General features: G+C 64.8%; 29 protein-coding genes. 5 read left to right on the forward strand and 24 right to left on the reverse strand.

What is annotated here, in order from left to right:
• Window positions 1-14 precede the first annotated feature (14 nt).
• Window positions 15-926 carry a lysostaphin resistance A-like protein gene (locus ACSU04_RS10540; RefSeq protein WP_439289462.1) on the forward strand — a complete coding sequence of 304 codons (912 nt, stop codon included), beginning with the start codon at window positions 15-17 and terminating at the stop codon, window positions 924-926.
• Window positions 927-1090: 164 nt separating this feature from the next.
• On the opposite strand, the gene ACSU04_RS10545 is transcribed toward ACSU04_RS10540, so the two are convergent.
• Window positions 1091-2542: a helix-turn-helix domain-containing protein gene (locus ACSU04_RS10545; protein WP_439289463.1), complete on the reverse strand. Its 1452-nt coding sequence runs from the start codon at window positions 2540-2542 to the stop codon at window positions 1091-1093.
• Between the two features lie 168 nt (window positions 2543-2710).
• Between ACSU04_RS10545 and aceB the strand changes: the two genes are divergently transcribed.
• A complete protein-coding gene (gene aceB / locus ACSU04_RS10550; RefSeq protein ID WP_439289760.1) occupies window positions 2711-4363 on the forward strand; it encodes a malate synthase A in 1653 nt (550 codons plus the stop codon).
• A gap of 89 nt (window positions 4364-4452) precedes the next feature.
• Here the strand turns inward: aceB and ACSU04_RS10555 are convergent, their stop codons facing one another.
• Entirely contained in the window at window positions 4453-6192 is a 1740-nt protein-coding gene (locus tag ACSU04_RS10555) for an acyl-CoA dehydrogenase (protein WP_439289464.1), read from the reverse strand.
• Window positions 6193-6299: 107 nt separating this feature from the next.
• On the opposite strand from ACSU04_RS10555, the gene ACSU04_RS10560 reads away from it, so the two are divergent.
• Entirely contained in the window at window positions 6300-6734 is a 435-nt protein-coding gene (locus ACSU04_RS10560; RefSeq protein ID WP_439289465.1) for a hypothetical protein, read from the forward strand.
• A gap of 75 nt (window positions 6735-6809) precedes the next feature.
• Window positions 6810-8024, forward strand: coding sequence for a pyridoxal phosphate-dependent aminotransferase (locus tag ACSU04_RS10565; RefSeq protein WP_439289466.1), 1215 nt, complete (start codon window positions 6810-6812; stop codon window positions 8022-8024).
• Window positions 8025-8178: 154 nt separating this feature from the next.
• Here ACSU04_RS10565 and ACSU04_RS10570 read toward each other — a convergent pair whose 3' ends face one another.
• From ACSU04_RS10570 to ACSU04_RS10640, 15 genes are all read right to left on the reverse strand, one after another.
• The gene (locus tag ACSU04_RS10570; RefSeq protein ID WP_439285922.1) at window positions 8179-8583 is read right to left on the reverse strand and encodes a VOC family protein; all 405 of its coding nucleotides are present in this window, start codon (window positions 8581-8583) and stop codon (window positions 8179-8181) included.
• A gap of 136 nt (window positions 8584-8719) precedes the next feature.
• On the reverse strand, window positions 8720-9856 hold the full coding sequence (locus ACSU04_RS10575) for a UDP-N-acetylmuramate dehydrogenase (protein ID WP_439289467.1): 1137 nt from the start codon (window positions 9854-9856) through the stop codon (window positions 8720-8722).
• Window positions 9857-9862: 6 nt separating this feature from the next.
• The gene (locus tag ACSU04_RS10580; protein WP_439289468.1) at window positions 9863-10282 is read right to left on the reverse strand and encodes a MaoC/PaaZ C-terminal domain-containing protein; all 420 of its coding nucleotides are present in this window, start codon (window positions 10280-10282) and stop codon (window positions 9863-9865) included.
• Window positions 10279-10737 carry an FAS1-like dehydratase domain-containing protein gene (locus tag ACSU04_RS10585; RefSeq protein ID WP_439285928.1) on the reverse strand — a complete coding sequence of 153 codons (459 nt, stop codon included), beginning with the start codon at window positions 10735-10737 and terminating at the stop codon, window positions 10279-10281. Before ACSU04_RS10585 ends, ACSU04_RS10580 begins: the two co-directional genes overlap by 4 nt.
• Before the next feature lie 25 nt (window positions 10738-10762).
• Window positions 10763-11566, reverse strand: a complete 804-nt coding sequence (locus ACSU04_RS10590; protein ID WP_439289469.1) for a sulfite exporter TauE/SafE family protein — start codon at window positions 11564-11566, stop codon at window positions 10763-10765.
• Window positions 11563-12333, reverse strand: a complete 771-nt coding sequence (locus ACSU04_RS10595; protein ID WP_439289470.1) for an IclR family transcriptional regulator — start codon at window positions 12331-12333, stop codon at window positions 11563-11565. The genes ACSU04_RS10590 and ACSU04_RS10595 overlap by 4 nt, the downstream gene beginning before the upstream one ends.
• Before the next feature lie 28 nt (window positions 12334-12361).
• Window positions 12362-14011 carry an arylsulfatase gene (locus tag ACSU04_RS10600; RefSeq protein ID WP_439289471.1) on the reverse strand — a complete coding sequence of 550 codons (1650 nt, stop codon included), beginning with the start codon at window positions 14009-14011 and terminating at the stop codon, window positions 12362-12364.
• Window positions 14008-15363: an MFS transporter gene (locus tag ACSU04_RS10605; RefSeq protein WP_439289473.1), complete on the reverse strand. Its 1356-nt coding sequence runs from the start codon at window positions 15361-15363 to the stop codon at window positions 14008-14010. The genes ACSU04_RS10600 and ACSU04_RS10605 overlap by 4 nt, the downstream gene beginning before the upstream one ends.
• A 139-nt stretch (window positions 15364-15502) precedes the next feature.
• Complete coding sequence (gene rplQ, locus ACSU04_RS10610; protein WP_439289474.1) at window positions 15503-16192, reverse strand: 50S ribosomal protein L17, sunset domain variant; 690 nt, start codon at window positions 16190-16192, stop codon at window positions 15503-15505.
• 34 nt (window positions 16193-16226) lie between these two features.
• Window positions 16227-17216 carry a DNA-directed RNA polymerase subunit alpha gene (locus ACSU04_RS10615; RefSeq protein ID WP_439285939.1) on the reverse strand — a complete coding sequence of 330 codons (990 nt, stop codon included), beginning with the start codon at window positions 17214-17216 and terminating at the stop codon, window positions 16227-16229.
• A gap of 126 nt (window positions 17217-17342) precedes the next feature.
• Window positions 17343-17741: a 30S ribosomal protein S11 gene (rpsK, locus tag ACSU04_RS10620; RefSeq protein WP_033106075.1), complete on the reverse strand. Its 399-nt coding sequence runs from the start codon at window positions 17739-17741 to the stop codon at window positions 17343-17345.
• Between the two features lie 30 nt (window positions 17742-17771).
• Window positions 17772-18146: a 30S ribosomal protein S13 gene (rpsM, locus tag ACSU04_RS10625; RefSeq protein WP_439289475.1), complete on the reverse strand. Its 375-nt coding sequence runs from the start codon at window positions 18144-18146 to the stop codon at window positions 17772-17774.
• Window positions 18147-18297: 151 nt separating this feature from the next.
• On the reverse strand, window positions 18298-18414 hold the full coding sequence (gene rpmJ, locus ACSU04_RS10630) for a 50S ribosomal protein L36 (protein WP_439285944.1): 117 nt from the start codon (window positions 18412-18414) through the stop codon (window positions 18298-18300).
• Window positions 18415-18497: 83 nt separating this feature from the next.
• Window positions 18498-18719, reverse strand: coding sequence for a translation initiation factor IF-1 (infA, locus tag ACSU04_RS10635; RefSeq protein ID WP_017201569.1), 222 nt, complete (start codon window positions 18717-18719; stop codon window positions 18498-18500).
• A 205-nt stretch (window positions 18720-18924) separates the two neighbouring features.
• Window positions 18925-19602 (reverse strand): DsbA family protein, encoded by a 678-nt coding sequence (locus ACSU04_RS10640; protein WP_439289476.1) that lies wholly within the window; start codon window positions 19600-19602, stop codon window positions 18925-18927.
• 372 nt (window positions 19603-19974) lie between these two features.
• Here ACSU04_RS10640 and ACSU04_RS10645 point away from each other — a divergent pair, with 372 nt between their 5' ends.
• Window positions 19975-20967 carry a hypothetical protein gene (locus ACSU04_RS10645; RefSeq protein ID WP_439289477.1) on the forward strand — a complete coding sequence of 331 codons (993 nt, stop codon included), beginning with the start codon at window positions 19975-19977 and terminating at the stop codon, window positions 20965-20967.
• 266 nt (window positions 20968-21233) lie between these two features.
• Here ACSU04_RS10645 and map read toward each other — a convergent pair whose 3' ends face one another.
• The 7 genes from map to rplR all read right to left on the reverse strand — a co-directional run bounded on the left by map (window position 21234) and on the right by rplR (window position 26006).
• Window positions 21234-22088 carry a type I methionyl aminopeptidase gene (gene map, locus ACSU04_RS10650; RefSeq protein WP_439285950.1) on the reverse strand — a complete coding sequence of 285 codons (855 nt, stop codon included), beginning with the start codon at window positions 22086-22088 and terminating at the stop codon, window positions 21234-21236.
• 1 nt (window position 22089) lies between these two features.
• Complete coding sequence (locus ACSU04_RS10655) at window positions 22090-22686, reverse strand: adenylate kinase (RefSeq protein WP_439285952.1); 597 nt, start codon at window positions 22684-22686, stop codon at window positions 22090-22092.
• A complete protein-coding gene (gene secY / locus ACSU04_RS10660; RefSeq protein WP_439285954.1) occupies window positions 22683-24005 on the reverse strand; it encodes a preprotein translocase subunit SecY in 1323 nt (440 codons plus the stop codon). The genes ACSU04_RS10655 and secY overlap by 4 nt, the downstream gene beginning before the upstream one ends.
• Before the next feature lie 102 nt (window positions 24006-24107).
• Window positions 24108-24725 (reverse strand): 50S ribosomal protein L15, encoded by a 618-nt coding sequence (gene rplO, locus ACSU04_RS10665; protein ID WP_439285956.1) that lies wholly within the window; start codon window positions 24723-24725, stop codon window positions 24108-24110.
• Entirely contained in the window at window positions 24725-24910 is a 186-nt protein-coding gene (rpmD, locus tag ACSU04_RS10670; protein ID WP_439285958.1) for a 50S ribosomal protein L30, read from the reverse strand. Before rpmD ends, rplO begins: the two co-directional genes overlap by 1 nt.
• Entirely contained in the window at window positions 24910-25650 is a 741-nt protein-coding gene (gene rpsE / locus ACSU04_RS10675; RefSeq protein WP_439285960.1) for a 30S ribosomal protein S5, read from the reverse strand. The genes rpmD and rpsE overlap by 1 nt, the downstream gene beginning before the upstream one ends.
• On the reverse strand, window positions 25647-26006 hold the full coding sequence (gene rplR, locus ACSU04_RS10680; protein WP_439285962.1) for a 50S ribosomal protein L18: 360 nt from the start codon (window positions 26004-26006) through the stop codon (window positions 25647-25649). The genes rpsE and rplR overlap by 4 nt, the downstream gene beginning before the upstream one ends.
• Window position 26007: the final 1 nt, after the last annotated feature.

Below are 26007 nucleotides of genomic sequence, written 5' to 3' on the forward strand. Positions count from 1 at the left end.
ATAATCTGCGAAGTATGCATACCAAACAGCCTCATTCGCCTGCCTCTGCCGATGGCACTGCCTCTGCCTCGCGGTCTCGTTTGGGCCTCGGCCCGCTGGGCATCGCAATACGCGCCGTCATCGCCGTCGCGATCCTGATGGGCGGCAACCTGCTCGTTGGCGCGCTTTCTGCGTTGCTAATGCTCGTGCCGGGTGGATCCGAGTTGATGAACGGCGCTGACCTCACGTCGCTGATCGTGTTCATCCTCCTGCAGGGGGCAATGCTCGCTTTCGTCGTCATGGCCGTCTGGCTCTGGATGCGGTTCGTCGAAGGCCGACGCCTGCGCGATGCCGGCTGGGTGTGGACCAGGTGGTCGGCCCTCTGGTTGACGCTGTCGATCGTTGTGTCGGGCGGCCTGGTATTCGCGGCGGTCGCTGTGCTGCCGTCAACCGGCCCCAACCTCACCGAGGCCGATCTCGGGTCCACGGCACCGGTCTGGTTCAGCATCGTCGCGCTGCTGTGTCAGGCATTCCTGTTGCAGGCGATCCCGGAGGAACTGCTATTTCGCGGGTGGCTGCTGTCAGCACTGCGCGCCCGCCCCGTGCTGGCGATCGCCGTGACGACACTCGTGTTCACCGTCATCCACCTCATTTCCAACGGCGGGCAGCAGTCTCCGCTCGAGTACGTGCTCTATCTCGCACTCCCCTTCGGATTCTCACTGCTGGCGATGGGGATGCTGCTGTGGACGCAGTCGCTCTGGGCAGCCATCGGCGTGCACGGTGGCTTTCATCTCGGCTATGCGGCCGCGGTGATCGGGCTTCCACAGGTGGATGCTGCGCTCTCCTGGCTCGTGATCGGCGGAGTCCATGCTGCTGTCGGCATGGCATTGATCATCACGGCGCTGCGCCGCCACCGCCGCATCCTGGATCCCGGCCGCGTGACCTAACGCGGGGCGGGGGTCCGGAGCCGGGGTCGGGGTCGGCCCCGGCCGCGCGGGCTCGGCCCCAGCCGTCGAGAATGGCTTTCCCGCATGAGAATGGCCCGCGCAGCGCCAGCCTCGTGCGGCAAATCCATTCTCGGCGCGCGGAGCGCCATCCGGCAGGGCCAGCCTCACCGCGGCGCGTGCGCCTCCAGGAATTCGTACACATCCGTCGTGTCCACCCCGGGGAACGCGCCGGTCGGCAGGGTCGCGAGCAGCGTGCGCGGAGTCTTCACGTTCGGCCAGGAGTGCTCGCGCCAGCGCTCCTCCAGGCCGGCGGGCGCGCGACGGCAGCACGTCTCCACCGAGTGCTTCGACACGCCACGGTTCGTCGTGTCGCGCCCGACGAACCATTTCGTGTCGTCGAAGCGCACGCCGACGCTCACCGAGTGCAGCCCCTCGCTCGAGGACTCCACCCTGGCCGTGCACCAATAGGTGCCATTGCCGGTGTCGGTGTACTGGTAGTACGGATTGAATCGGTCATCCTCATCGAACACGACGCGACTCGTCCACCGGCGGCAACACATCTGCCCCTCGATCGAGCCGAGCCGGTCGGTCGGAAAGTTCACGTCATCGTTCTCGTACGCCTTGGTGATCGTTCCCGACTCATGCACCTTGAGAAAGTGCACCGGAATATCCAGATGCCGGGTCGCGAGGTTCGTGAACCGGTGCGCCGCGGTCTCGTATGACACCGAGTACGCATCGCGCAGGTCTTCGATCGAGATCGCCCGCCGCTCCTTCGCGGCCTTCAGCGCCGGCACGATGTGCGCCTCAGGAATGAGCAGCGCGCCGGTCAGGTAGTTCGTCTCCACCCGCTGGCGCAGGAACTCGGCATAGCTGCGCGGCTCGGCGTGCCCGAGCATCCGAGAAGAAAGTGCCTGCAGCACGGCGGTTCGCGCATCCCCCTTGGCCGGCACGCGACTCGACAGATACAGCCGGCCATTCGCGAGATCGGCGACGCTGCGCGTGGTCTGCGGCAGGTCTGGCGCGTAGTGCAGCGTGAATCCCAGATAGGCGGCGATCTCGGATGCCGTGCGCTGAGTCAGCGGACCACCAGGATGCCCGACCGCCGCGAGAATCTCGGCCGCCTTCGCCTCGAGATCTGCGAAGTGATTGTCCTGCCGGCGCATGAGGTGTCGCAATTCGACGTTTGCGCGACGGGCTTCCTCCGGCGTCGCAGCCCGCTCGTCTTTCAGCCGGTCGATCTCACCGTGCAGCGCGAGAAGAGCTTTCAGAGCATCCGTCGGCACACTCTTCGCGATGCGGAACGGGTCGATGCCGAGCGCCTGAAAAGTCTGCCCCTTCATGGCACGCTCCAGTGCGATCTCGACGGCGCTGCGCTCATCGAGCGGCTCGCCCTCCAGCAGCGCATCGATGCCGGTACCGAGCGCCTTCGCGATGGCCTGCAGCTGCGTGAGCTTCGGCTCGCGCTTGCCGGTCTCGATCATCGACAGCTGGCTGGGTGCGCGATCGACGGCAGTCGCCAGGTCTTCGAGCGTCATCCCTCGGGCCGTGCGGAGCTGGCGGATGCGCCGTCCGATTGTGAGAGCGTCGGTGTCTTCTGCAACGTCAGTGGTGCTCATTCGGCCGATTCTGTCACAAAAACAGAAGTTCAGCGCTTCTTCACCCCAAGAATGTTCGGTTGGATGCCAGAACTTCACGCAGAGTAGGTGTCAAGCCACGCAGCACACCACGCGGCTCCGCTCCAGCCGCACCCGCCTCTTCCGAGACGCACCTCAAGAAAGGACCTCATCGTGAACACATCAACACCTACCACCGCACCCACCCAGACAATCCAGCAGGGGCCGGCCCTTCACGTCACCGGGCCTGTGCGCGAACGGTTCGATGAGATCCTCACTCCCGAGGCGATCGCGTTCCTCACCGAGTTGCACCACCGCTTCGCCTCACGCCGCCACGACCGGCTCGCCGACCGCATGCGTCGCCGCTTCGAGATCGGCAGCGGCCACGATCCGAGCTTCCGCGACGACACCCGGCACATCCGCGACGACGCCGACTGGCGCGTTGCCGGCGCCGGTCCCGGCCTCGAAGACCGCCGCGTCGAGATCACCGGACCGACCGACCCGAAGATGACCATCAACGCGCTGAACTCCGGTGCGAAGGTCTGGCTCGCCGACCAAGAGGATGCCACGAGCCCCACCTGGCAGAACGTGATCGGCGGCCAGCTGTCACTGCGCGACGCCATCCGCGGCGAGCTCAGCTTCACCTCCCCCGAGGGAAAGCGCTACGAGGTCACTGCAGAGCAGACCCCGACGATCGTGATGCGTCCGCGCGGGTGGCACCTCGTCGAGAAGCACCTGACCTTCGTCGATCGCACGGGCCGCAGCATGGCGGCATCCGCATCGCTGGTGGACTTCGGGCTCTACTTCTTCCACAACGCCCAGGCCCTCATCGAGAACGGTCGTGGCCCCTACTTCTACATCGCCAAGCTCGAATCGAGCGAAGAGGCGAAGCTGTGGGACGACGTGTTCACCTTCTCCGAGGACTACATCGGCATCGAACACGGCACGATCCGCGCGACCGTCCTCATCGAGACGCTGCCTGCCGCGTTCGAGATGGACGAGATCCTGTACGAGCTGCGCGATCACTGCGCAGGACTCAACGCCGGACGCTGGGACTACATCTTCTCGATCATCAAGAACTACCGCGGCCGCGGCGCACGCTTCGTGCTGCCGGACCGCAGCGAGATCACGATGACCGTCCCGTTCATGCGGTCGTACACCGAGTTGCTCGTCAAGACGTGCCACAAGCGCGGCGCTTTCGCGATCGGCGGCATGAGCGCGTTCATCCCGAGCCGCCGCGATCCAGAGGTGACGGCGGCCGCGATCGAGAAGGTCTCCGCAGACAAGAAGCGCGAGGCCGGAGACGGATTCGACGGCACCTGGGTGGCGCACCCCGACCTGATCCCCACGGCTCAGGCAGAGTTCGACGCGGTGCTGGGCGACCGACCCAACCAGATCGACCGTCAGCGCGACGACGTGAACGTGAGCGCAAGCGACCTGCTCGATCTGCGCATCGGACGCCCGATCACCGCGGCCGGCGTACGCGGCAACGTGTCGGTCGCGATTCGCTACATCGAAGCCTGGCTGCGTGGGCTCGGCGCGGTGGCCATCGACAACCTGATGGAGGATGCCGCGACCGCCGAGATCTCGCGTTCGCAGGTGTGGCAGTGGATCCACCAGGATCGCTCCACCGAGGATGGCACCCGCATCACAGCCGAGTACATCGAACGCCTGATCGGCGAGGTGCTGGCCCAGGCCACCCGTTCCGCGGGCGACCGCTTCGACGATGCGGCCGAGGTGTTCCGCGAGGTGTCGCTGGGTAAAGAGTTCCCGGCCTTCCTGACCCTGTCGGCGTACTCGAAGTTCTTGGTTGAGGCCGACTAGCCGCGAGAATTGCTTTCTTGCATGAGAAAGGTCCTGCCCGCATGTGTTTCATGCGGCAGGACCTTTCTCGTGGCTGGAAGAGGAGTGGCTCAGGCGATCTCGCCGGCTGACACCGTCTCGGACAGTGCTTGCACGCGGGGCAGGTGGTGGGCGGTGTAGAAGTCGGCGTCAGTCAGACGCGCGGCATCCGCCTCTGCCGGCGCGGCATGTGCGGACACCGCGACCACGGCGAGCGCGTGCATCCAGCCGCCGGCGAGCGTACCGAGCAGCATGAGATAAGGAACGCTGACGGCATAGGCGTCACGTGCCGAATCAGCGAAGCCGAGGATGCTGTCGGTCGCACTGCGCGCAGCGGCAATCGCGCGGGTCAGCCGGTCCGCCATGCGCGCGGCGACGTCCGCGGCGACGTCCGAGTCGACGGCCCCGAGCACTGCGACGGTCTGCTCGATCTGCGTGAACAGCTCGGCGACGGTCGCGCCCCGATCGCGCAGCACCTTGCGTCCGATGAGGTCGTTCGACTGAATCGCCGTCGTTCCCTCATAGATCGGCACGATGCGGGCGTCTCGGTAGTGCTGGGCTGCGCCGGTCTCTTCAATGAAGCCCATGCCGCCATAGACCTGGATGCCGTCACTCGTGACGCGCAGCGCCTCTTCGCTCGCCCAGCCTTTGAGGATCGGGACGAAAAGCTCCGCCATCCGCAGCGCCTCTGCGTCGGCGGACGCGCGGTCGAACAGGTCGCCGACGTACACCGACAGCGCACGCATCGCAAAGACCTGGCTCGACATGGAGCGCAGGATGCGACGCACATCGGGATGCTCCGCGATCGACGCGCCTGCGGGGTGGTCAAGAACGCGTCCCTGCAGGCGTCCGGCTGCATACGAAGCGGCACCCTGGTAGGCGCGGTCCGAGATGCCGGTGGACTGATGGCCCATGCCGACGCGGGCGGAATTCATCATGACGAACATGCCGGCGAGGCCACCGTGCAGCTCGCCGACGAGGTATCCGGTCGCGTCCTCATAAGAGAGCACGCAGGTGGGGCTGGCGTGGATGCCAAGCTTGTGCTCGATCGCGACAGTTTCAATCTGGTTGCGCTGCCCCAGCGATCCGTCGGCGCCGACCAGCAGGCGCGGCGCGACAAACAGCGACAGCCCCTTGGCCCCGTCCGGAGCATCCGGAGTGCGGGCGAGCACGAGATGCACGATGTTCTCCGCGACGTCGTGGTCACCCCAGGTGATGAAGATCTTCTGACCGCGAATCGCGTACGTGCCGTCCTCGCGCGGAGTCGCCATCGTGCGGATCGCGCCGAGATCGGTGCCGGCCTCCGGCTCCGTGAGGTTCATCGTGCCGGTCCACTCACCACTGACAAGTTTGGTCAGGTACGTCTCGCGCAGCTCATCGGATGCCGCGGCATCGAGCGCGTGGATGGCGCCGGATCCGAGCATCCAGCACAGCGCGAACGCCGCATTCGAGGCGTTCCAGATCTCACCGAGTCCCGCGGCAACGGACTCGGGCAAGCCGTCGCCACCGGCGGATTCCGGAGCGGTCGCGCTCACCCAGCCCGCTTCGACCAGCGCCTGGTACGCGTCGGCGAAGCCCTCGGGAAGGTGGACCTGCCCGTCGATGAGTCGCGCGCCGACCTCGTCGCCCACACGATCGAGAGGCGCGAGCACTTCGGCTGCGAACTCACCAGCGCCGGCGAGGATCTCGGCGGCATCTTCGGCGCTGAGCGCTCCGTCGGATGCCGTGGCGACGATATCGCGGCCGAAGACCTCACCGTAGAGGAAGGCGTAGTCCGCGACGGGCGGCGTGTAAGGAACTGCAGCAGACATCATTCACTCCCGAAGGTTAGACACTCCGAGTCATCATATCTGAGACTGAGTGCCACGACTAGAGTCTGCGCGCTGTGCCTTCGACTGACCGGGCGTACGCTGTGGGCATGACCGGAGTCTGGGATGACATCGCCGAGCAGTTCCTGCAGCACTACAAGAAGGGCCGCCGGCTGCTGGCCGTCGCCGGGGTAGATGCCGAGCGCTCCCGTCAGGTCGCCGATTCCCTCGCGATCGCGCTGACGGATGCCGGGGAAACAGTCGAACGTGCGCACAGCGCCGATGGCGATGAGGGCGAACTGCGTGACGCGGTCATCGCGCCTTTTCGGGCGGCTGCGGCAACGGATGCCGTACTGGTGGTGTCAGGTCCCGCAGAACTACTCAGCAAGAGCGCCCGCGGAATGTGGCACTTCACGCTGTGGCAGCTCGCCGGCGACGAGCCGCCGCACGCCGCGGCATCCGATCTGGTGGATGTCACGGATCCCGCGAACCCGACGCGGCGCTTCGCGGACTACTGCGCGTTGCCATCGAGTTACGAAGCGTGACATTGCCGTCGAGTTACGAAGCGTGACTTTGCCGTCGAGTTACGGAGCGTGACGCAGCCGAGTAGCATTTGAGGCGTGACCGAACGCGCTCCTCTCTCTCGCAAGTTGTCCGCCATTGCCGAATCGGCGACCCTCAAGGTCGACGCCAAGGCCAAGGCGCTGAAGGCCGCGGGCAAACCCGTCATCTCGTATGCCGCTGGTGAGCCCGATTTCGCGACCCCGCAGTTCGTCGTGGATGCCGCGGCCGAGGCTCTCGCCAACCCCGCCAACTACCGCTACACGCCGGCGGCCGGACTCCCGGCGCTGCGCGAGGCGATTGCGACGAAGACGCTCCGTGACTCGGGTCTTGAGGTGTCACCGAGCCAGATCATCGTGACCAACGGTGGCAAGCAGGCCGTGTACCAGGCGTTCCAGACTGTGCTGAATCCCGGCGACGAGGTGCTGCTGCCCGCGCCATATTGGACCACTTATCCGGAAGCGATCGCTCTTGCCGACGGCGTCCCGGTCGAGGTGTTCGCCGACGCAGACCAGGACTACAAGGTCACCGTCGAACAGCTCGAGGCCGCGCGCACCGCGCGCACGACGACCCTGGTCTTCGTCTCACCCTCCAACCCGACCGGCTCGGTGTACACGCTCGAGGAGACCAAGGCCATCGGCGAATGGGCGCTCGAGCACGGAATCTGGGTCATCTCGGATGAGATCTACCAGAACCTGACCTACGAGGGCGTCAAGGCAACCTCGATCGTCGAGGCCGTTCCGGCACTCGCGGGCCAGACGATCCTCGTCAACGGTGTCGCCAAGACCTATGCCATGACCGGCTGGCGCGTGGGCTGGATGGTCGGCCCCGCCGACGCCATCAAGGTCGCCGGCAACCTGCAGTCGCACCTGTCGAGCAACGTGAACAACGTCGCGCAGTACGGGGCGATCGCCGCCCTCACCGGACCGCAGACCGAGTCGGAGCAGTTCCGCGAGGCCTTCGACCGTCGTCGCCGCCTGATCGTGTCCGAATTGTCGAAGATCGACGGCGTGCGGGTACCGAACCCGCTCGGCGCCTTCTATGTGTACCCCGATGTGCAGGGCCTGCTCGGCCGCACCTGGCCCACTCGAGCAGGGGGCGGCTTCACTCCGACGACGTCGCTTGAGCTCGCGGACTTCATCCTGGACGAGGCCGAGGTCGCAGTGGTTCCTGGCGAGGCCTTCGGCCCCTCCGGCTACCTGCGCCTGTCGTACGCGCTGGGCGATGACCAGCTGCTCGAGGGCGTGCAGCGGCTGCAGCGCCTGTTCGGCTAGGTCGGCGCGCGCAGCCTGCCCCACCCGCCTGCCCGCCCGCCCGCCCGCCCGCCCGCCCGCCCGAAATCAGGAACCTGTCCCCAGGGCAGGAGGAATCTCAGCATCCGTCCTGATCTGGGGGCAACGTCCTGATTTCGGCACGCTGGGCGCGCGCTCAGTCGGCGGGTTCCTGGTACCCGATCAGCCAGCGGATGCCATAGCGGTCAGTGACCTGGCCGTCGAAGTCGCCCCATGGGCGCTTTTGCAGCGGATCGACGATGCGACCCCCGACAGCGAGCGCATCGAACCATTCCCGCAACACGTCCGGCTCGGCCGTGCCGAGCAGCGAGAAGGTCGCACCGACGATGTGCACGGCATCCTGATTCGGTCCGGCATCCGCGCCGAAAAGCTCGACCGCGCCGGAAACCATGCCGTGCGCGATCGCATCGCCCGGCCCGTCGGTGCGGCTGAACTGCTCGTACGTGAACAGCGTCAGCTCACCGCCGAAGACACCGCTGTAGAAGGTCAGCGCCTCAGCGGCGTTGCCAGGGAAGAACAGGTATGGGACGAGTCCAGACATGCGAGCGAGTGTACTCCAGCGCACCGTCCGAAAACAGGAGGACGTCCCCAGATCAGGACGGATGCTGAGATTCCTCCTGCGCTGAGGACAAGGTCCTGATTTCGGGCGGGTGAATCAGAGCCGAATCAGAGCCCGCCTACAGCCCGACGCCCACCAACACCGGCTCCGGCTGCAGCAACAAGCCGAATTCGGAGTGCACACGCGCCTGGATGTACCGGGCGAGCTCGGCCAGCTCAGTCGCGGTCGCCCCTCCCCTGTTCGTGAGGGCCAGGGCGTGTTTGGTCGAAATTCCGGCACGCGATCGCGGCAGCTTGAATCCCTTTGAGATTCCGGCATGCTCGATGAGCCACCCCGCGCTGACCTTGACCTCCGGCCGCACGGTGGGCGTCTGCGGCACGTAGCCGTCATATGTCGCAAGCGGAATGACCGTCACCGTGTCGAGGTCGGGCGCGACCTGCCACCGCGGGCACTCCGGCGGCAGCTGCAGCGCCACCGATTCCGGCACGATCAGGTTCTGGAAGAACGAGCCAGCGCTGTGGGTGTCGTGATCCGACGGGTCCAGCAGCATGCCCTTGGATGCTCGGATGCGGAGGATCTGCTCACGCACCCAGCTCATCGGCACAGCATCCTCGCCGGTGAGAGCCAACGCACGGCGTAGCTGCTCGCCACGCACCACGCGTCCGGCTTCGCCGACCTCGGCGAGATCAAGGGTGACCGACAGGATGACGCCGCGACGCAGCGGCACACCGTCATAGTGATGCTTGAGCACGGAGGTGCGGAAACCGAGTCCGAGTTCGGATGCCGGAACCGTGGAGACCTCGCCGGTGGACTCGTCGATCAACTCGACTTCGACCAGCGTCTCCTGGATCTCCTGACCGTACGCGCCGACGTTCTGCACCGGGGCAGCGCCGACCGTTCCGGGAATACCGCTCATCGCCTCGATGCCGGCAAGCCCGTGCTCGACCGTGTATGCGACCAGGTCATCCCAGTTGTGGCCAGCTTGCACCCGCACGCGCATGCGCCCCGGGTGCGGTGACGGGATCAGCGAGATTCCCGAGGTCAGCACGCGGATGACTGCGCCTTCGAACGGCTCGTCGCCGACAAACAGGTTCGATCCGCCGCCGAGCACGAACCACTCGTCTCCTCGAGCCCACGTCTCGCGCAGTGCGTCGATGAGCTCCGGTGTGGTCGTGGCATCCAGCATCCGCTCGGGGGCGGCGCCGGTGCGCAGCGTCGTCAGTTGCGCGAGCGGGATCGGGGTGATCTCAGTCATGCGCACTCAGAGCGCGGCGCGCAGCTGCGCCTTGACGAGCACGGTCGCGTCCGTGTGCTTCACGGTGAGGTCGATGCGCACAGTGGTCTCGTCGACCGCGCCGACCTTCGCCAGCACGGATACATCCGCTCCGGTCTCGGGGTCGACCAGGACGGGCCGCGTGAAGCGCACGCCGTAGTCGGTGATCTTCGCGACGTCACCGAGCGCCGATACGACGACCGACGAGGCGATTCCCATCGTGAGCATGCCGTGCGCGAGAACGCCGGGAAGGCCGACGGATGCCGCGACATCATCACGGTAATGGATCGGGTTGAAGTCGCCGGAAGCTCCCGCATAGCGGACCAGCGATTCGCGGGTGAGGTGGATGGTGCGCTCGGCGATCACGTCGCCGACTGACAGGGCGGAGAGGTCAGAGAAACCGGTCATGCTGCATCCTCCTCGTCTGAGCCGACCAGCAGCACGCTCGTCGCGGTGACGACGTGGCTGCCCGAAGCATCCGTGATCTCGGCTTCGCTGTTGATCATCGCGTTGCCTGCCATCATGCGGATGCTGGTGACCTTGAGCCGCGCGGTGAGCTCATCGCCCGCGACGATGGGGCGGGTATACGCGAAGCGCTGCTCGGCGTGGATGGTGCGGGCCAGCACGATGCCGGAGTCCGGCTCGCCGAGCAACTGCTGCAGCGTGAGGTCTTGGATGACCATCGCGAACGTCGGCGGCGCCACGACATCGGCGTAGCCCAGAGCACGGGCAGCATCCACATCGACATGCAGCGGAGCATCGGCGAAGACGGCACGCGCGAACTCGCGCACCTTCTCTCGGCCGACCAGGTATGGCGGCGTCGGCGGGAATTCCCGGCCGACCAATTCGGAGTTCACAGGCACCCGTCGAGTCTACCGACCGGATGCCTCACCCTCGGCGTTTGTGCGACCGCAGCGCCTTGATAGCCATCTGCACGGCGATCACGACGAGATATGCGGCGAACAGCATGTTGCCGAGGAATGGGTCGATGAGCGTGGCCAGCCACGCTCCGAGCGCGGTCATTGTGCAGGCCGAGAGGCCGATGATGCCGGCGGCGAGCAGATCGACGTTGCGATGGCGGAGGTTTCCGATCGTGCCGGAGATCGCCGTCGGAATCATCATCATCAGCGACGTGCCCTTGGCTTCGAGGTCGCTGGTACCGAAGACGAGCATCAGCACCGGGACGATGATGACTCCGCCGCCGACGCCGATGAGCCCGGCAATGATGCCGGTGCCGACGCCGACCAGTGCCAGGCCCGTGCCGTTCAGCCATCCGAGTTCAAGCTCTGCCGTGCGTGAAGGCACCACGAGGAACAGTGTGACGATCACGATGACGAGGAAGCCGACGAAACCCCAGCGCAGCGCGCTCTGTGAGATCTTCGGCAGCAGTCGCGTACCGATCTGCGCGCCGATCACCGCGCCGGCGGCGAGGATGATCGCGGGGATCCACGCCACCGCTCCGGAGACGGCATACGAGATCACGCCGACGCTCGCGGTCGGAACGATCGCCGCGAGCGAGGTTCCGGCGGAGATGCGCTGGTCAAAGCTGAGCAGCAGGACGAGCAGGGGCACGATGACCGTTCCGCCGCCGACACCGAAGAGTCCAGAGAGCAGGCCTGCGATGAGACCGATGAGAACGAAGGTCACGTAGGCCCGCGGGCCGCGGATCCTCGCAGTGGCGGAGTCTGTCACTTCGTTCCTCGTCTCGCGCCCAGTCGCGCGCTGATCGCCGATGCGGCGTCTTGCAGTCGTGGCACCACTTCGTCCATGCGCGCGGAGGTGAACCGATCGGCAGGCCCCGACACCGACAATGCCGCCACGGTCTGCCCCGATCCGTCACGCACTCCAACCGCGACCGAACTCACGTTCGCGATCGTCTCATTGGATGCCATGGCGAAGGTGTGCGCTCGCACTTCGGAGATACGCGTTCTGATCTCATCCGGTGTCAACGATTCGTGCAAAGTCGCATCGTGCTCGTGATCGGCGAGCACGCGATCGATTTCGGCATCCGTAAGACCGCTCATGAGTACGCGACCGTTGGCACCCGACCAGAGGGGGTACAGCCGGCCCATCTCGGAAGCGAATCGGATCTGCGCGTTGCTCTGCACTTCTTCGAGGAACACGCGGGCGTTCCCGACGGCAACGGACAACCCGACCGTCTCGAGACTCTCGTCACGCAGCGTGAACATGTACGGCCGCGCCTCATTCACGAGCACGTTGCCGCCGTTGTAGCCGAGGCCGATCACCAGCGCCTGCGGGCCGATCCGGTATCTCTGCGTCGCGGGATCCTGGATCACCATCCCGCTCGCGGAGAGCGTCGCGAGGATGCGCTGCACCGTACTGCGAGCGAAGCCGGTGGTGGGGGCGAGCTCTCGCGCGCTCGCCCCGTCACCACTCGCGCGGAGGGCGGAGAGAATCTGGATCGCCTTGGAAATGGCGTTGTCCTGAGTTCCCTCCATCACGTCAGACTACCGCCCTCAGCACCGCTCATTCGGACGGCAGGCCCTTGCCGCGCGCTTCATACAGCGCGAGCACACGTTCGCGGGGAATCACGCCGCAGCGAATCGCCCAGTCGTCGTATGCCGCGGACAGCGTCTCAACCAGCCGGGGATGGTCCGCCGCAACATCGTGCAGCTCGGTGCGGTCTGCGACCATGTCGTACAGTTCCCACTGCTGGCTGTACTTCTTCACCAGTTTCCACTTGCCGCGGCGCACACCGCAGTTGCCCTCGTGCTCCCAGTACAGGAAGCGCTGCTCGTCCTTCGCGTCGTCGCGCAGCGTGGACAGCATGCTCGTACCTTCCAGCGGCAGCGGCGTGCGGTCCGTGTAGGTGTCCGGGTATTCAACGCCGGCTGCCTCCAGCACGGTCGACATGACGTCGGTCAGCTGGTGCGGCTGCGTGCGCATGACGCCCGCATCGATCGAGTTCGGCCAGCTGACGATCAGCGGAGTGGAGATCCCGCCCTCGTGGATCCAGTGCTTGTACTCCCGGAACGGCGTGTTGGACAGGTTCGCCCAGGCCCGTCCGTAAGTCGCATAGGTGTCCTCGCCTCCGGGGAAGATGCTCGGGTCATTGCCGGGGCGCACCTCTCGGCCGTCACGGGTGATGGCGTCGAAGGTGACGTACGTCGTGACGAACTCCTTCGCCGTCTCCAACGGCATCTCCTCTGCGCATCCGCCGTTGTCGGAGAGGAAGATGACGAGGGTGTCATCGAACGTGCCCTGACGCTTGAGCTCGTCGACGACCCGGCCGACGCCCTGGTCCATGCGATCGATCTGTGCGGCATATACCGCCATGCGCATGGCTTCCCACTCCTTGTCGGTGACGTCGTCCCATGCCGGGATGCGTGCGTCACGTTCGGTGAGTGCCCACTGGCCGTCGATGATGCCGGATGCCACGAGGCGAGCCAGCCGCTCGGCGCGCAGCGTGTCCCAGCCGGCGTCGAAGCGTCCGGCGTACTTGGCGATGTCCTCTTCGAGGGCATGCAGCGGCCAGTGCGGTGCGGTGTATGCGACGTAGAGGAAGAACGGGTCGTCCTCGTGATCGCGGTGGTGATCCTGCAGGAACGTAACGGCGTTATCGCTGATCGCGTCGGTGTAGTAGAAGTCTTCCGCCTCGGTCTCGGCCTCGACGTTCTCCTCACCGCGGGTCAGCGTGCGCGGCTGGAAGAAGCTGCCCGCCCCCTCCAGCGTGCCGAAGAACTCGTCGAATCCGCGGCGCGTAGGCCAGGCATCCGTGGGGTGATGGATGCTGCCGGCCATGTGCCACTTGCCGGAGATGTAGCTGCGGTACCCGGCGGGCTTGAGTGCCTCGGCGATGGTCAGGCAGTCCTTGTTGAGGTTGCCCGCATAACCCTCGGGTGAGTCGTCGTAGTTCAGGATGCCGATGCCGGTCTGATGCGGGTGCAGTCCGGTCAGCAGCGACGCGCGCGACGGGCTGCACCGCGCGGTGTTGTAGAACTGGGTGAGCGTCGCTCCCCCACCGGCGAGAGCGTCGATGTTCGGCGTCTGGACTTCTCCGCCGAAGCATCCGATGTCAGAGAATCCCATGTCGTCGACGAGGACGAGGACGACGTTCGGGGCAGTGGGTGCGGGGCTGGTCATGATCTTCTCTTCCGGTTCTGAGTCGTTCGTCATTGCGAAACGGTTTCGGTCTGCCGCTCGGCACGCTCAGCGCGCTCAGCGCGCTCGCGCAGGTCGGCATCGACGTCATCGTGGGCGGTCTCTTTGGCGAAGTACAACGACACCAGGGCGATGGCCGCGGCGACCATGATGTAGACGGCGACCGGCCACGAGGATCCGGAGATCGACACCAGCCAGATCGCGATGATCGGCGCGATCGCACCGGAGGGCAGCACGCCGAGCTGGTAGACGAGCGACATGCCCGTGTAGCGGATGCGAGCGGGGAAGAGCTCTGCGAAGAACGCGGCCTCTGCACCGAACATCGTGCAGGCGCCGAGCGCCCAGCCCAGCATGATCGCGAGCCAAATGAGCTGCTCCACACCGCTGTCGATCAGTGCGAACACGGGGAAGGCGGTGACGAAGGCCACGGCCGCACCGGCAGCGAAGACCGGACGGCGACCGTACTTGTCGGAGAGCTTCCCGGCGAAGGGGATCACGAAGAATCCGATCACGCTGGAGACGAGCAGACCATTGAGCGCGTAAGTACTGGACAGGCCGAGCACCGTGGTCGTGTAGGTGAGGATGAACGCGTTGTAGACGTTGAAGGTGATGCTCTCGCTGAAACGCGCGCCGATGCCGATGAGGATCTGCTTCGGGTAGTGGCGGATGACCTCGAATACAGGAACCTTGACGCGCTCACCGGTCTTGACCATGTCAGTGAATGCCTTCGGCTCGCTGACCTGCAGACGCACGATGAGGCCAACGACGACGAGCAGGATGCTGGCGAGGAACGGGATGCGCCAGGTCCATGCCAGCAGAGCGTCATCGCCGGGCATCGAGGCGAGGTTGACCGCGACGGTCGACAGCAGCAGACCCAAGGGCACGCCGGTCTGCGGCCAGGAGGAGAACAGGCCGCGCTTGCCGCGTGGCGCGTGCTCGAAGGTGAGGATGGCAGCGCCGCCCCACTCTCCGCCGAGACCGATGCCCTGCAGCATCCGGAGGATCAGGAGCAGGATGGGCGCCGCGACGCCGATCTGCTCGTAGGTAGGCAGGCAGCCCATCAGGAATGTCGAGATGCCCATGATGAGCATCGTGATGACCAGGATCTTCTTGCGGCCGATACGGTCACCGAAGTGGCCGAAGATGAGACCGCCGATGGGGCGGGTGATGAAGCCGGCTGCGAACGTACCGAACGCCACGAGAGTACCCATCAGCGGGTCGAACTCCGGGAAGAACTGCGAGTTGAAGACGAGCGCGGCCATGGTGGCGTAGAGGAAGAAGTCGTACCACTCGATCACCGACCCGAAAACGCTCGCGAAGACGGTGTTGCGCTGCTGCGGTGTCACAGTTGCAGATTTTGAGTTCACCTTTGGACTCCAGTGTGAGGGTGATGGAAAAGTATGTGTCCCGTAGTTTGGGACAGTGTCCCATCTACGGACCAACTCTAGCGCACGAAGAAGGCCCGCCCTCCCTAAATCGGGATGGCGGGCCTTCTTTTAAGCGGTATTACTTGCCGGCCTCGACGAAGCCTGCGGCTTCAGCGGCTTCAGCGGTGCGGAACCAGACCTCAGCAACGGTCGCGTCGTACCACTGGCCATCGGGACGGTGGAACTTCATCGAGTCCTTGTTGCCCTTGATGTCGAAGCCCTCGGGTGCGGAGCCGTCCTCGTTGGGAGCAGCGGAATCCGCACCGAAGTCGCCGTCGACGAGTGCAGCGGGGGCGGCAGCCTCAACAGCTGCACCCTCCTCCTGCGACTCGACATCGGCAGCCTCGGTAGCCGGGGCAGCCTTCTCGGCGGCCGGAGCAGCCTTGGCAGACTTCTTGACCTTCGGCGTGACGGGCTCGAGAACGAGCTCGATCACTGCCATCGGGGCGTTGTCGCCCTTACGGAAGCCGACCTTCGTGATGCGGGTGTAGCCACCCTCACGCTCGGCGACCAGCGGGGCAATCTCAGTGAACAGAGTGTGCACGACACTCTTGTCACCGATGACGGCCAGAACGCGACGACGCGCGTGCAGGTCTCCGCGCTTGGCGAAGGTAACCAGTCGCTCGGCGTAGGGACGCAGGCGCTTGGCCTTGGTCTCCGTCGTCTTGATCGACTTGTGGGTGAAGAGCGATGCTGCCAGGTTGGCAAGCATCAGACGCTCGTGTGCGGGGCCGCCTCCGAGGCGGGGACCCTTAGTGGGCTTAGGCATATTGATCTAACTCCTGGTCAGAATTTCGGGGAGGTCAGAAGGACTCGTCTTCGTTGCCGCTGTAGAAGTGGGCGCCATCAAAACCGGGCACCGAATCCTTGAGCGACAGACCGAGCGAGATGAGCTTGTCGCGCACCTCGTCGACCGACTTCTGGCCGAAGTTACGGATGTTCATGAGCTGCGTCTCCGACAGTGCCACGAGCTCAGACACCGAGTTGATGCCCTCGCGCTTCAGGCAGTTGTAGGAACGAACCGACAGGTCGAGGTCCTCGATCGGCATGGACAGCTCACTGGAGAGCACAGGCTCCACAGGTGCCGGGCCGATCTCGATGCCCTCTGCTTCGACGTTCAGCTCGTGTGCGAGGCCGAACAGCTCGATCAGGGTCTTCGCAGCCGAAGCGACAGCATCGCGCGGGGCGATGTTGTTCTTCGTCTCGACGTCGAGAATGAGCTTGTCGAAGTCGGTACGCTCACCGGCACGAGTTGCCTCGACGCGGTAGCTGACCTTGAGGACCGGCGAGTAGATCGAGTCGACAGGAATCTGACCGGCCTCGGCGTACTCGTTACGGTTCTGGGTCGCAGACACGTAGCCACGTCCACGCTCGATGGTGAGCTCGAGCTCGAACTTGGCGGTGTCGTTGAGCGTTGCGATGACGAGCTCGGGGTTGTGCACCTCGACACCGGCCGGAGCCGAAATGTCAGCGGCGGTCACTTCGCCCGCACCGGTCTTACGCAGGTAAGCGGTGATGGGCTCGTCGCGCTCGCTCGAGACGACAAGCTTCTTGATGTTAAGGATGATCTCAGTGACATCCTCCTTCACACCGGGGATGGTGCTGAATTCGTGCAGCACACCGTCGAGGCGGATGCTGGTGACAGCAGCGCCGGGAATCGACGAGAGCAGGCTACGACGCAGCGAGTTACCGATCGTGTAACCGAAACCGGGCTCGAGCGGCTCGATGATGAACCGGCTGCGGTCCTCGGCGATCTTTTCCTCGGTCAGTGTGGGACGCTGTGCAATAAGCACTCTGTGTTCCTTTCGATCACATATCCGCTATATGACATGTGGTGGGTGAGGTTTTGAGTTTTGGAAGTCAGGTGCCCGGTAACGGGCGGAGCGAGGGATGCCGAAGCATCCCTCGCAGCAGCCAGATCAGACGCGACGGCGCTTCGGCGGGCGGCATCCGTTGTGCGCCTGCGGAGTGACGTCCTGAATCGAACCCACCTCGAGGCCAGCGGCCGTGAGTGAGCGGATCGCGGTCTCGCGGCCGGAGCCCGGACCCTTCACGAAGACGTCAACCTTCTTGACACCGTGCTCCTGAGCCTGGCGGGCGGCCGACTCGGCAGCCATACCAGCGGCGTACGGGGTCGACTTGCGCGAGCCCTTGAAGCCCACGCCACCGGAGGATGCCCAGCTGATGACAGCGCCAGACGGGTCGGTGATCGAGACGATCGTGTTGTTGAACGTCGACTTAATGTGGGCCTGGCCCAATGCGATGTTCTTCTTTTCCTTGCGGCGCGGCTTGCGCGCGGCGGCCTTAGGTGCAGCCATGAAATTCTTCTCCTATTTCCTGGCCGCTACTTAGCGGGCCTTCTTCTTGCCGGCGACGGTGCGCTTCGGGCCCTTGCGGGTACGTGCGTTGGTCTTGGTGCGCTGACCGTGCACGGGCAGGCCGCGACGGTGGCGGATGCCCTGGTAGGAGCCAATCTCAACCTTGCGGCGGATGTCGGCTGCAACCTCGCGGCGCAGGTCACCCTCCACCTTGTAGTTGCCTTCGATGTAGTCACGAAGGATGATCAGCTGCTCGTCGCTGAGGTCCTTGACGCGGATCGACTCGTCGATCTCGGCCGCCTTGAGGATCTCGACAGAGCGGGTACGGCCAACGCCGTAAATGTAGGTAAGGGCGATCACCACGCGCTTATCGCGCGGGATGTCAACGCCGGCAAGACGTGCCATGCGGTTTCTCCTGGATGAGTAGAGGTGTGGAGCAGGATGTGGACCCGGGCCTCAGTCCCGAGGTGTCCCCCACGTACGTGGGTTCTTGATCCTGCCTAGTTGCGTATTGAGTTGTGAGTCAGACCTGAAGAATGGCCCTGACGCCGGGGGTTCAGCCCTGGCGCTGCTTGTGGCGCGGGTTGCTCTTGCAGATCACCATGACGCGGCCGTGACGACGGATCACCTTGCAGTGATCGCACATGGCCTTGACGCTGGGCTTGACCTTCATGATGTTTCCTGTTCGCTGTCTTCGTGTCTTCTTCGCCCGCTGAACAAGTCAATGGACGAAGACGATCGTTACTTCTCGACCGATCAGCGGTAGCGGTAGACGATACGGCCGCGAGTCAGGTCGTAGGGGCTGAGCTCCACGACCACGCGGTCTTCGGGGATGATGCGGATGTAGTTCTGCCGCATCTTGCCGGAGATCGTTGCCAGGACTTTGTGCCCGTTGCTGAGCTCAACGCGGAACATCGCGTTGGGCAAAGCCTCCGAGATCACGCCCTCGATCTCGATGACACCGTCTTTCTTAGCCATAGCCTCGCTGACGCTTTTGCAGACCGGTCGATCTGCGGTGGATAGATGATTGCGGTGCCGCACCGGACGGACACGCCGAAACCGGGCACAGAGGCACCAACGCTCTATCTTATCCGCCCGGATGCCATCCGGCAACTTGAGCGCGAAAGCGGGCCGCTCCCGAAGGAACGACCCGCTTTCTGGAGCTGAAGTATCAGCCGAAGTGTCAGCCCTTCAGCCCTGCGATCAGTGCCGTGATTTCCGGGCCCGTGAACGCGTTCTCGACGCGCGTGCCATCGATCTCGAGCGTCGGGGTGCCCTGGATCTCGTGCGCATCGGCCTGCGATTCGGAGTACTTCATGTAGGTGCCGTCGGCGATGCAGTCGGCCGCGGATCCCGCACCAACCTCCTCCGCCATGGCGGTGAGCTCTTCGACGCTGAGGCCCGCAGTGTTCTCCGCCGGCTGGTTCTCGAACAGCGAGTTGAAGAAGTTCAGCGCGGAGTCCGGAGCCTCGGAAGCGACACAGTACATGGCGCCAGCAGCGAGGGAGGAGTACTCCTGCGTCGTCGAGTAGCGGTTCAGGATAGAGATCGGGTGAATGTTCAGCGTGATCTCGTCAGCCGCTGCGGCCTCCTGCAGTGCGCCGCCGTGCATGTCCTCGAAGTCGCCGCAGATGGGGCAGATGAAATCGACGAAGACGTCGACCTCGGTCTCGCCCTCACCGAAGCTGATCGCCCCAGTCTCGTCATTGACCAGTGCGCTGCTCTCCGGCGCGGTACCGGGAGCACTGGCCTGGTTGTTCAGGAACACGACCAGGCCGCCGAGAACGACGAGGACGACAACAACCGCAATCGAGATTCCGACGGCGAACCAGTTGGTGTTGCTCTTGGCAGCAGCAGCCATTTCATTCCGATCTATCGAGGCTCACGTCGCGCGCGAGTCCGGGAGTATGAGGGGTGCTGTGCGCACCCGTACTTGATCAATCCTGCCGGTTTTTTCTATGCGCCCGTTGTGAGCACGCCGCCCCGAGGTATGAGGCATCCACTTTCGCGTGCCCGACCATCTTCTGCGTGAGACATCACGCTGGCGATGGTGGCTCACGCTGAGCGTGTCGCCATCGGCCGAACGTGTCGCGGGCGGCGGGTGGTGCCTCGCGGGCGGCTGCGGGTGGTGTCCACCTTCCTCCGGCCCCCGACTTGTTCTGCACAGGTACGCCAAAACGGATGCTATCCACCGAACGCGTAATCGCGGGTGTCGCTGCGCAAGGATGCTGGAATGCCTCTGCTCCTCAAAGATCGCGCCGTCGTCGTCTCGCCTCTCGCTCTCGTCACCACCGCCGAGGCGCGGATGCTCCATATCGTACTGACGCCGACGGTCTGGCGTCGCCTGCGTCGAGGCATCTACGTCAACCGCGCGGCGTACGAGAAGCTCCTGCCGTGGACGAAGTATTCCGTTCGCGTCCATGCCTTCGCTCGGCTTCATCCCGACGCCGCCCTCTGCCTGGAGTCTGCGGCAGTCCCGCACGGCTTGCCGCATTTCGGACAGACGGAGTACATCCATGTCTATGATCCTCACCGCTCGAGATCTCGGAAGTTCGGCGACGTCTTCGTGCACACCAGCATCGAGCAGAGGGAGGTCGGTCGGATCGGCGGGGTTCTCACCACCAGCTTCCTGGATACCGTGATCGATCTATGCCGTGTGCTTCCGCCCGCGCATGCGTTGACCATCGCGGACAGTGCGATCTCCCCGGTGCAGGGAGGGCTGCTCACTCTCGACCAGTTGCGCGCGGAATCCGAGACTCAGGAGAATCGGCGGGGACGGTCGCTGCTGCGTTGGGTGTGGGCTCGTGCAGATGGCCTGTCGGAGTCGCCGTCCGAGAGTGTGAGTCGCGCCGTGATCGAGTGGAGCGGGTTCGAGCAGCCCGAACTGCAGCGGAAGTTCCACTATGAGGGCGAGCTCGATCGTACCGATTTCTTCTTCCCCTCAAATGGCGCGATCGGCGAGGCCGACGGGTGGGAGAAATATCAGCTGAAGGATCCCAAGAAGGCTGCAGTGTTACTCGCCGATGAGAAACGACGAGAGGATCGGCTCCGGCGCAACGGGCATCCATTCGCCAGATGGGAGTTCGCCGGCGCGCGAAAGGTGAAGCCGCTGGTGGAGGCACTGCTCGCGGCGAAGGTCCGCCGCATCGCGCCCCCTCAGATGCGAATGCTCAAGACGCTCTCAATCAATCCGCGCGCTGTTCCGCCTCCAACATCCCGCCCCTGAGTCACCGCTCACGCGTCCGCGACATGCTCAGCGTGAGACACCAAGCCCAGCATGGTGTCTCACGACGAACATGTCGCGCGAGCGGATGCCGGGCACCGGGCATGTTGTCTCACGACGAAGGTGTCGCGCGAGCGGATGCCGGAACTCAGAGGGGCCGGGCGGGCCGGAGGAGTTAGACCGAAGGGGCCGGAGGAGTTAGGCCGAAGGGTCCGGAGGGCCCAGGCCGAAGGGCCTAGTCCGAAGGGGCTAGGCCGACCGGGGCGGGCCTAAGCCAGGGGGACGGGGGTCACGCCGAAGGGGGCGAGGCCGGCGGCGCCGCCATCCGGCGCAGTGAGAACCCAGATGCCACCCTCGTGGCGGGCGACGCTGTGCTCCCAGTGCGAGCCGTCGGTGCCGTCGACCGTCGAAACGGTCCAGTCGTCGTCCTCGACCAGGGTCTCTTCTCCCCCGGCGGTGACCATCGGCTCGATCGCGAGCACCAGACCTGCCTTGACTGCGGCGCCCGGGTCGGGAGTGCGGTAGTTGAAGACGCTGGGGGCCTCGTGCATCTTGCGTCCGATGCCGTGGCCGACGTACTCACGCAGGATGCCGTAGTGCTGCCCAGAAACCTCAGAGGGGCCCTGCGCTTCGATGTACTCCTGGATCGCTGCGCCGATATCGCCGATATAACCAACGGATGCCATGGCGGCAATTCCCGCCCACATCGAACCCTCGGTCACTCGCGAAAGCTCCTCGCGCCGCGCGAGAACCACAGAATCGACAGAGTCAGAACCAGGCACAATAAATGTCCGAGCGCTGTCGCCGTTCCACCCCTGGAACTGCGCACCACTGTCGACCGAGACAATGTCCCCGGCCTCCAGCACGCGGGAGCCGGGGATGCCGTGGACAACCTCGTCGTTTACGGAGATGCAGGTGGTGTGGTGGTATCCACGCACGAGCTTGAAGTTCGACTCCGCGCCGCGAGCAACCACAGCGGCGAATGCCGCAGCATCCACCTCGGCGGTGGTCACTCCAGCCCGAATGACAGCGGCAGCAGCATCCAACGATGCAGCGGTGATGAGGCCGGGTTCGACCATCGACCGCAGCTGCGCTGGCGTCTTGTAGATAGAGCGGCGGAACATGTCAGAGCGCAGCGTGCAGTCCGCGGGCGCCCAGCGCCGCGGAGATGCGCACGGTGATCTCGTCGAGCGAGCCCACACCGTTGACGGCATCGACGATGCCACGCTCACGGTACACAGCGAGGATCGGTGCGGTCTCGTTCTCGTAGATGTCGAGGCGGTGCGCGATGGCTTCCTCGGTGTCGTCCGAGCGGCCCTGCTCCTCGGCACGCAGCGTCAGACGCGTCATGCTCTCCGCACGCGGAACATCCAGCAGGATGACTGCATCCAGAGCCTCACCGCGAGCGGTGAGGAACTCGTCGAGGTGTCCGACCTGGACAGCGTTACGCGGGTACCCGTCGAGCAGGAAGCCCTTCGCCGCATCGTCCTGCGACAGCCGGTCGCGCACGATCTCACTCGTCAGCTCGTCCGGCACGAGGTCGCCGCGATCGAGGATCTCGGTGACCTGGCGGCCCAGTTCCGTGCCGCCCTTGATGTTCGCGCGGAAGATGTCACCGGTGGAAACCACCGGGATGCCGAAGGCCGAAGCAATGCGCACGCCCTGCGTGCCTTTGCCGGAGCCCTGCGGGCCAACGATGAGAAGTCGTGCGGATGCTGTCAACGGAGAAGCCCTTCGTAGTGACGTTGCTGAAGCTGTGCGTCGATCTGCTTGACGGTCTCAAGACCCACACCGACGATGATGAGGATTGAGGCGCCACCGAACGGGAAGTTCTGGTTCGCTCCGACAGTCGCGAGAGCGATGAGCGGGATGAGCGCAACCAGACCCAGGTAGATGGACCCTGGGAACGTGATGCGGGTGATGACGAAATCGAGGTACTCGGCCGTCGGACGCCCGGCACGGATACCGGGGATGAACCCGCCGTACTTCTTCATGTTGTCGGCGACCTCAACAGGGTTGAACGTGATCGCGACGTAGAAGTAGGTGAAGCCGACGATCAGCAGGAAGTAGATCGCCATGTAGAGCGGCTGGTCACCGGTGGTGAGGTTCTGCGAGACCCAGACGACCCATGCGGCCGGCGTTGAGCCGTCCTGCGGAGTGTTGAACTGCGCGATGAGCATCGGGATGTACAGCAGCGACGACGCGAAGATGATCGGGATCACACCCGCCATGTTCACCTTGATCGGGATGTAGGTGTTCGTGCCACCGTAGGTGCGCCTGCCAACCATGCGCTTGGCGTACTGCACGGGGACACGTCGCTGCGATTGCTCAACGAAGACCACGAGCCCAGTGACGACGATGCCGACCGCGAGGACCAAGAGGAACACTTCGAAGCCGTTCGACTCGAAGATGGCCCACATTGCCGACGGGAACGTCGCAGCGATGGACGTGAAGATCAGCAGCGACATGCCGTTGCCGATGCCACGCTCGGTGACGAGCTCGGCGAACCACATGATCAGGCCGGTGCCGGCTGTCATCGTCATGATGATGAGCAGCTGCGCCCACCAGACGTCATTGGTCAGCAGCTGCTGGCAGGCCGCGACATCTGTGGTGCCGAAGAGTTGACCGCTGCGTGCCACGGTGACGAGCGTCGTCGACTGCAGCAGCGCGAGAGCGATGGTGAGGTACCGCGTGTACTGGGTGAGCTTGCCCTGACCGGCCTGGCCCTCCTTGTGCAGCGCCTCAAAGTGCGGGATGACCACGCGCAGCAGCTGGGTGATGATCGTCGCGGTGATGTAGGGCATGACGCCCAGCGCGAAGATCGAGAGCTGAAGCAGGGCTCCACCTGAGAACAGGTTGACCAGACTCAGTAGTCCGTCGGTACCCGCGCTGACGCGCAGACACTCCTCGACGTTCGGAAAATGCACGAACGGAGACGGGACATGCGAACCAAGCCGGTAAATGGCGATGATCGCCAGTGTAAAACCGATCTTCCGACGCAGGTCGGGTGTGCGGAAGATCCGCGCGATAGCGCTAAACAAGGGCGTTCCTCCTGAAAAGGGTTGCCAACCCGCAATGGGCGGCCGAAAGACCAGCGTAACGCAGAGAGGGGCCGGAGAATCTCCGACCCCTCTCTGACGTGGTTACTTGACGGATCCGCCCGCAGCCACGATCTTCTGCTCGGCAGAGCCAGAGACCTTGTCAACCGTGACGGTGAGCTTCACGGCGATGTCGCCGTTTCCGAGAACCTTGACCTTCTCGTTCTTGCGAACAGCACCCTTGGCGACCAAGTCGACAATGGTGACGTCGCCGCCCGAGGGGTACAGTTCCGCGAGCTTTTCCAGGTTCACAACCTGGTACTCGACGCGGAACGGGTTCTTGAACCCGCGCAGCTTCGGGGTGCGCATGTGCAGAGGCATCTGCCCACCCTCAAAGCCGACGCGAACTGTGTTGCGTGCCCTCGTACCCTTGGTACCGCGACCAGCAGTCTTACCCTTGGAACCTTCACCGCGACCGACACGAGTCTTCGCAGTGTTGGCGCCGGGGGTCGGACGCAGGTGGTGGACCTTGAGCACACCGGGACGGGATGCCGGAGCATCCGCCTTCGGAGCAGCCTTCTTGGCGGCCGGCTTCTTCGCAGCTGCCTTGGCCGGAGCCTTGTCAGCGGCCTTAGCCGGAGCCTTCTTCGCGGCAGCAGCCTTGGGAGCGGCAACCTTCTTCGGGGCCTTTTCAGCCTCGACGGTGTCGTTCTTCTCAGCCATTAGTCGATCTCCTCAACCTGGACGAGGTGTGCGACGGTCTTGACGTAGCCGCGCACCTGCGCGTCGTCGGGGCGGACGGTGCTGTCGCCGATCCGCTTCAGACCGAGGCTGCGCAGCGTGTCACGCTGGTTCTGCTTCTCGCTCACCTTGGACTTGATCTGGGTGACCTTCAGACGCGCGGCCATCAGGCACCTACCTTCGCAGCAGCCGCAGCTGCGGCCTTTGCCTCGTTACGGAGGATGATGTCCGGAACAACGGCGTCGTACGGCAGGCCGCGGCGAGCCGCGACTGCACGAGGCTCTTCGAGGCTCTTGAGCGCCGCAACGGTCGCGTGCACGATGTTGATCGTGTTCGACGAGCCCAGCGACTTCGAGAGGACATCGTGGATGCCAGCGCACTCGAGTACGGCGCGAACCGGACCACCGGCGATAACACCGGTACCGGCAGCAGCCGGACGCAGCAGAACGACGCCAGCAGCGGCCTCACCCTGCACGGGGTGCGGGATCGTGGTGGCGACGCGGGGCACGCGGAAGAAGTTCCGCTTGGCCTCTTCGACACCCTTGGCGATAGCCAGGGGCACCTCACGAGCCTTGCCGTAGCCAACGCCAACCAGACCGTTGCCGTCACCGACGACCACGAGAGCGGTGAAGCTGAAGCGACGACCACCCTTCACGACCTTCGAGACGCGGTTGATGGTGACAACGCGCTCCATGAACTGGTTCTCGCCACGGTCGCGCGAGTTGCGGTCGCGTCCACCCTGGTTGCGTCCATCGCCACGGCCACCGCCGCGGCGGTTTTCGCGCGCGGGCTCTGCCTGGGTCGTGCCGGCAGCCGTCTCGGAGACGACAGCGGCAACCTCAGCAGCAGCCGTTTCGGGAGCGGCAGTAGCCGTTTCGGTCACTTCTTTCTCCTTGTTGTCACTCACAGTGCGAGCCCTCCTTCGCGGGCGCCGTCTGCGATGGCCGCAACGCGACCTGCATAACGGTTGCCACCGCGGTCGAAGACGACCTCTGAGAATCCGGCAGCCTTCGCACGGTCTGCGAGAAGCTCGCCAACCTTGCGGGCCTTAGCGGTCTTGTCACCGTCGAACGAGCGCAGCTCGGTCTCGAGTGTGGATGCCGATGCAACGGTGAGACCCTTGCTGTCGTCGACCAGCTGGACGAAGACGTGGCGGGCCGAACGGTTGACGACCAGACGCGGACGCGCCTCAGTGCCGACGACCTTCTTGCGAAGGCGGGCGTGACGACGCGCGCGGGCGTCAGATTTTGTTTTGACAGCCATG

The organism is Microbacterium sp. A84, from assembly GCF_051842815.1.
GTDB lineage: Bacteria > Actinomycetota > Actinomycetes > Actinomycetales > Microbacteriaceae > Microbacterium.